This window comes from Pseudomonas mandelii (assembly GCF_006438925.1).
Classification (GTDB): Bacteria; Pseudomonadota; Gammaproteobacteria; order Pseudomonadales; family Pseudomonadaceae; genus Aquipseudomonas; species Aquipseudomonas mandelii_C.
On the sequence record NZ_RCZA01000004.1, the window covers coordinates 508,959 to 514,958 of the forward strand.

General features: G+C 60.9%; 5 protein-coding genes. All 5 read right to left on the reverse strand.

Features of this window, described 5'->3' with window-relative positions; translation table 11 throughout:
* Nucleotides 1–98: 98 nt before the first annotated feature.
* On the reverse strand, nucleotides 99–1,037 hold the full coding sequence (locus EAH74_RS12425; protein WP_140678719.1) for a carbohydrate kinase family protein: 939 nt from the start codon (nucleotides 1,035–1,037) through the stop codon (nucleotides 99–101).
* Between the two features lie 13 nt (nucleotides 1,038–1,050).
* Nucleotides 1,051–2,547 carry a xylulokinase gene (xylB, locus tag EAH74_RS12430; protein ID WP_140678721.1) on the reverse strand — a complete coding sequence of 499 codons (1,497 nt, stop codon included), beginning with the start codon at nucleotides 2,545–2,547 and terminating at the stop codon, nucleotides 1,051–1,053.
* 150 nt (nucleotides 2,548–2,697) lie between these two features.
* The gene (locus tag EAH74_RS12435; RefSeq protein WP_140678723.1) at nucleotides 2,698–4,170 is read right to left on the reverse strand and encodes a mannitol dehydrogenase family protein; all 1,473 of its coding nucleotides are present in this window, start codon (nucleotides 4,168–4,170) and stop codon (nucleotides 2,698–2,700) included.
* Nucleotides 4,171–4,186: 16 nt separating this feature from the next.
* Nucleotides 4,187–5,290, reverse strand: a complete 1,104-nt coding sequence (locus EAH74_RS12440; RefSeq protein ID WP_140678725.1) for an ABC transporter ATP-binding protein — start codon at nucleotides 5,288–5,290, stop codon at nucleotides 4,187–4,189.
* 165 nt (nucleotides 5,291–5,455) lie between these two features.
* Nucleotides 5,456–6,000, reverse strand: a 545-nt coding sequence (locus tag EAH74_RS12450) for a carbohydrate ABC transporter permease (RefSeq protein ID WP_140678727.1), incomplete at its 5' end; no start/stop codon positions are given.

Genomic DNA, 6,000 nt, shown 5'->3' on the forward strand with positions numbered 1-6,000 from the left:
GATTAAAGCGCCTCGTTCAAGGAAACGAACCGTCATTTACCGACTAAAGTCGTCTGTAGCCCGTAACAGCCCTTCGGTGTTGTGACCGGAACAATCAGTTAGGTGAGTTGCTGCCGATACGGCAAATCCGGCCCGGTCTTGCTGCAGGTCAGCGCCGCTGCCTGCACCGCGAACTTGAGCATCGCATCAATCTGCTCACGACTGAGCTGCTGTACGCCCTCAACCGAATCCAGCTGCTGCTCCGTCAGCCAGGTAATCAGCGCTGCCTGGAACGTATCGCCAGCGCCCACGGTGTCGGCGATTTTCACTGAACTCGCCGGTACCGACCAGGAGCCATGCTTACGGCTGAACACCGTCGCCCCCTCGCCACCACGGGTCAGAAACACCAACTGACAGCGATGCTGCAGCCAGCCTTCGATCACCCGTTGCGGATCCTGCTCGGGGTACAACAGGCTCAAATCCTCATCGCTGACTTTGATCAGGTCGGCCAGCTCAACCAAGGTCGCAATCCGCGAACGCCACAGGCCGATATTCGGCTCAGGATTGAGCCGCACGTTGGGGTCAAGGCTGATCAAGCGTTTGCCGCTTTCTCGCTGCACCAATGCCAACAGCGTGTCGGCAATCGGTTGCACCACCAGCGAAAACGAACCGATGTGCAGGCCGCGTACCTCAGGGCCCAGTTCCGGCAGATGCTCGGTTTTCAGCTGACGATCCGCGCAGCCTTCACCCCGGAAGCTGTAATGCGGCGAACCATTGGCACCGACGGCCACCATCGCCAGGGTCGTAGGCGCAGCGAAATCCACCAGGTAATCCGCGCGCACGCCTTCATCCTGCAGCACCTGCTGCAAGCGTCGACCGAGATAGTCGGTGGACAGGCCGGCAAACAGTGCCGCGTCCACGCCCAAACGGCGCAAACCCACCGCCACGTTGAACGGCGAGCCACCGGCAATCGCCTTGAAACTCACTTTTGAAGCCAGGCCGCTGGCGTCCTCTTCACTGAAGAAATCGAACAGCGCTTCGCCACACACCAGGTACATAGTTATTCACTCTTTAAAGGGTTTCGACATGCTGTTGATAGCGTTCGTAGGCTTGCTGACAGGCCGCCACATTGTCTGCGATCGGCAAGGTTTCGCTGGCTGGGTCGAGCTTCACGCAGCGCTCGCATAGATCCACCAGGCTGTCTTCATGCCCGTTTTCCCAGGACTTGCACCACGCCGCCTGAATTGCGGCGCCAAGGGCTGCGGCTTCGCTTTGTTCGGTGCAGATGACTGGGGTGTTCATGATGTCAGCGACGATCTGCCGCCACACCGGGCTTTTCGAGCCGCCGCCGATCAGGCAAATGCTGCGGCTTTGTAAGCCATTCTGGCGCAGCAGGTCCAGTCCATAACGCAAACCGAAGGTCGCGCCTTCGACCACCGCGCGGCACAGGTTGGCCTGGGTCAGGTTGGTCATGGTCAAGCCCAGCAGGCTGCCGGTGGCATGGGGCAGGGCGGGGACGCGCTCGCCGTTGAGGAACGGCAGCATGCACACGCCTTCGGCACCGATGGGTGCTTGCGCGACGAGGTTGTTGAACTGTTCGATATCCAGCTCGAACAGCTCGCGAATCACCCCGGTCGCGTTGGTCAGGTTCATGGTGCAGATCAGCGGCAGCCAGCCACCGCTGGAGGAGCAGAACGTTGCGACGCAAGCGTCCGGACTGACTTTCGGCTGGTCCGCATAGGCGTACACCGTCCCCGAAGAACCGAGGCTCATGGTGATTGCACCGGGCTTGATATTGCCGGTGCCGATGGCGCCCATCATGTTGTCGCCACCGCCGCTGGAGACCCGCGCCTGCGGGTTGATGCCCAGGTGTTCGGCGATGCTCGGCAGGATCGTGCCGACGGCTTGATGAGCGTCGATCAGCTCCGGCAGCGCGGCTTGCAGTCGCCCGGTGGGATCGATGTCACGCAGTAGCTGCAAGTCCCATTGGCGGGTGCGCACGTTGAAATACCCGGTGCCCGAGGCGTCGCCGTACTCACTGCAACTGCGGCCGGTGAGCCAATAGTTGAGGTAGTCATGGGGCAGCAGGATGCGTGCGATGCGAGCGAAAATCTGCGGATGTTGTTCTTTGGTCCAGAGCAGTTTGGAGACGGTGTAGCCCGGCGCGATCACAACGCCGAGGCGTTCCAGGGAGCCTTTTTCGCCACCCAGATGGGCAAGCAGTCGGTCGTTTTCCGGGGTGGATTCGGTGTCACACCAGAGCTTGGCCGGACGCAGCACCTGGCCCTGATCGTCGAGCAGCACCAGCCCGTGTTGCTGGCCGGAAACGCCGATGCCGAGGATGTCCTGGCCGTCGACCTTCGCCGCGAGCAATGCATGGCGGGTGGCAAGCGCGAAGGCTTCCAGCCATTGCGAGGTGTCTTGCTCGCGGCGGCCATTGGCGCCACTGATCAGGCTGTGCGCGGCGGCACCCTGGCCCAGCACCTGACCGCTGACGGCGTCGAGGATGATGGCTTTGGTGCCTTGGGTGCCGCAGTCGATGCCGAGGAATAATTGTTGATTTGCCATGGAAGATCCTTGGTGTGTCAGGTCGATCTCGGTGAGGCCATTCGCGAGCAGGCTCGCTCCCACAGGAGGCCACGGATTTTTTGTCTCCAGCACCGATCCTATGTGGGAGCGAGCCTGCTCGCGAAGACGGAGGCAGACTCACCGCCGTGCTTAAGCCAACACCCGCTCCAACGTCCGCGACACGCCGACGTCACCCAAGCTGTTACAGCACCACTCAAACGCCGCCACAAATTCGGGCGAATGCGGGATCGCCGTACCAAAAATCTCCTCAACCGCCAGCAACCGCTGCGTGATCAACGCATCATCCGCCACCAACGCCTGACAGAACGCCGCCCGCGGATCAGGAATGCTGTAGGTATCGCCATTCTCGTCCACGCCCTTCAAATACAACGCCCAAGCCGCTACTACTAATGCCGCCCGTTTGGTCTCCTGCCCATCAGCAATCAATCGATTGATCGTCGGCACCGTGAACTTCGGAAACTTCGACGAACCGTCCGAACACACGCGCTCCAGCTGATCGGCAATCGCCTGGTTGGAGAAGCGCGCCTCCAGCGTGTTTTTGTATTCGGTCAGGTCAATCCCCGGCACGGGTGACAGTTGCGGCGTGACGTCCAGGTCCATGTAGGCACGCATGTAGCGCACGAACAGCGGGTCGTTCATGGTTTCGTGAACGAAGCGGTAACCTTTCAAAAAACCCAGATAAGTGAGTGCCAGGTGACTGCCGTTGAGCAGTTTGATCTTCATCTCTTCATAAGGCGTGACGTCGTCGGTGAACTGCACGCCGACCTTTTCCCAGGCCGGCCGACCATTGACGAACTTGTCTTCCAGCACCCATTGCACAAAGGGTTCGCAGACCACCGGCCAGGCGTCGTCGATAGCGTGTTTATCGTGCAGTTGCAGCTTGTGTTCGGTGCTGGTCATCGGCGTGATGCGGTCGACCATCGCGTTCGGAAAACTGACATGACTGGCGATCCAGTCCCGCAGATCGGCATCGCGCAGGGCGGCGAAAGCCAGTAACGCTTTGCGAGTGACCGCGCCGTTGTGCGGCAGGTTATCGCAGGACATCAAGGTGAACGCGGGCGTGCCGGCTGCACGGCGTTTAGCCAGCGCGGCGCAGAGAAAACCGAACACGGTTTTCGGTGCGCTCGGGTGTGCCAGGTCGTGCTGGATTTGCGGCAGTTGGGCCATGAACTCGCCGGTACTGTCGTCGATGCAGTAGCCGCCTTCGGTAATGGTCAGCGAAACGATACGGATTTCGGGGCTGGCGAGTTTGTCGATCAGCGCTTGTGCGCCGTCTTCGGCCAGCAGCATGTCGCGAATCGCGCCGATGACCCGAACTTCGGTGTCGTCGGTATCGCCCAGCTCGAACAGGGTGAAGAGGTAATCCTGCTCTTTGAGATCGTCTCGGGCGCGGCGGTCTTCGGCGCGCAGGCCGACGCCGCAAATCGCCCAGTCCAGGTCTTCGCCGGTATTCATCAACGCATCGGTGTAATACGCCTGATGTGCCCGGTGGAAACCGCCGACGCCGATGTGCGCGATGCCTTGGCGGGTGTCGCTCAGGGTGTAGGCGGGCAGGACCACCTCGGGGGCGAGGCGGTTGAGGTTCTGTTTATTGAGTTTCATCACGTGCTCTCTAAAATCAGGCCGCAGCGCGCAACGGGCGGGTCAGCGCCACGCCGTCGGCATCGAATAAATGGCAGTGCTCGGCGTCCAGGTGCAGGCTCAGCGATTCGCCATAGCGGCTGGCCAGGTCGCCGCGAACGCGCATGGTCAGCGCTTCGCCGGACGAGGTCACCACGTGGCAGAAGGTGTCGCTGCCCAGGCGTTCGCTAACGTCCGCCGTGACCTGCAAGGTGCAGTCGCCGGTTTGCGCGAGATTCAGATGCTCCGGGCGAATGCCCAGGGTCACCGCGCCACCGACGCTCAGGTTGGCGCCGCTCAGCGGCAACGTGATGCGGGTGCCGGCGTCCAGCAGCACTTCGCAGCTCTGGCTCTCGACGCGGGTGACTTTGCCCTTGAGGAAACCCATTTTCGGCGTGCCAAGGAACCCGGCAACGAACAGGTTGGCCGGCTGGTGATACAGGTCCAGTGGCGAGCCGACTTGTTCGACTTTGCCGCCATTGAGTACCACGACTTTGTCGGCCATGGTCATGGCTTCAACCTGGTCGTGGGTTACGTAGATCATCGTGGCTTTGAGTTCTTTGTGCAGTCGCAACAGTTCCAGGCGCATCTGCACCCGCAGGGCGGCGTCGAGGTTGGACAGTGGCTCGTCGAACAGGAAGATCTTCGGATTGCGCACGATGGCCCGGCCGATGGCCACGCGCTGACGCTGACCGCCGGACAACTGTTTCGGTTTACGTTCGAGCATCGGCCCGAGTTCGAGGATGCGCGCCGCTTCGCCGACTTTCTTCTCGACTTCGGCTTTCGGTACGCCAGCCAGATCGAGGGCAAACGACATGTTTTTGCGCACGCTCATGTGTGGGTACAGGGCGTACGTCTGGAACACCATCGCCAGGTCGCGCTTGGCTGGGCTGACTTCGGTGATGTCGCGACCATCCAGTTCGATGGTGCCGCCGCTGACTTCTTCCAGGCCGGCGATCAGTCGCAGTAAGGTGGATTTGCCGCAGCCCGACGGGCCGACGAACACCACGAACTCGCGGTCGTTCACTTCCAGGTCGATGCCTTTGATGATGGAAAAGCCTTCGAAGCCTTTTTGCAGATTCTTGATTTTCAGGTTGGCCATGATGATGGGCCTCCACTTGTTGTTATTCAGTTGAGCCGTGCGGGCTTTTTTGTGGGAGTGAGCCTGTTCGCGATGAGGCCGTGTCAGTCAACATCACTGTTGAATGACACTCCGCCATCGCGAGCAGGCTCGCTCCCACAGTGGATCGCGTTGAGTCGGCGATCTTCATTTCACGGCGCCGAACGACAGGCCGCGGACCAATTGTTTCTGGCTGATCCAGCCGAAGATCAGGATCGGCGCGCAGGCCAGCGTCGACACCGCCGACAACTTGGCCCAGAACAGACCTTCGGGACTGGAGTAGGAGGCGATCAACGCGGTCAGCGGCGCGGCTTTCGACGAAGTCAGGTTCAAGGACCAGAACGCCTCGTTCCAGCACAGGATCAGCGACAACAGCACCGTGGAGGCCAGCCCACCCTTGGCGATCGGCAGCAGCACCCGGACCATTTCCTGCCACAGCGTGGCACCGTCGAGGCGCGCGGCTTCGAGGATGTCCTTGGGGATGTCTTTGAAGTAGGTGTAAATCATCCAGACCACGATCGGCAGGTTGATCAGCGTGTAGATCACGATCAGCGCGATGCGCGTATCGAGCAGGCCGAAACTTTTGGCCAGCAGGTAGATCGGCATCAGTACGCCCACCGGCGGCAGCATCTTGGTGGAGAGCATCCACAGCAACGTGCCTTTGGTGCGCTTGGTTTCGTAGAACGCCATCG

Coding starts and splice junctions, on each gene's coding strand:
- EAH74_RS12425 (WP_140678719.1), bottom strand. CDS start 1,037: ATGTACCTGGTGTGTGGCGAAGCGCTGTTCGATTTCTTCAGTGAAGAG.
- xylB (WP_140678721.1), bottom strand. CDS start 2,547: ATGGCAAATCAACAATTATTCCTCGGCATCGACTGCGGCACCCAAGGC.
- EAH74_RS12435 (WP_140678723.1), bottom strand. CDS start 4,170: ATGAAACTCAATAAACAGAACCTCAACCGCCTCGCCCCCGAGGTGGTC.
- EAH74_RS12440 (WP_140678725.1), bottom strand. CDS start 5,290: ATGGCCAACCTGAAAATCAAGAATCTGCAAAAAGGCTTCGAAGGCTTT.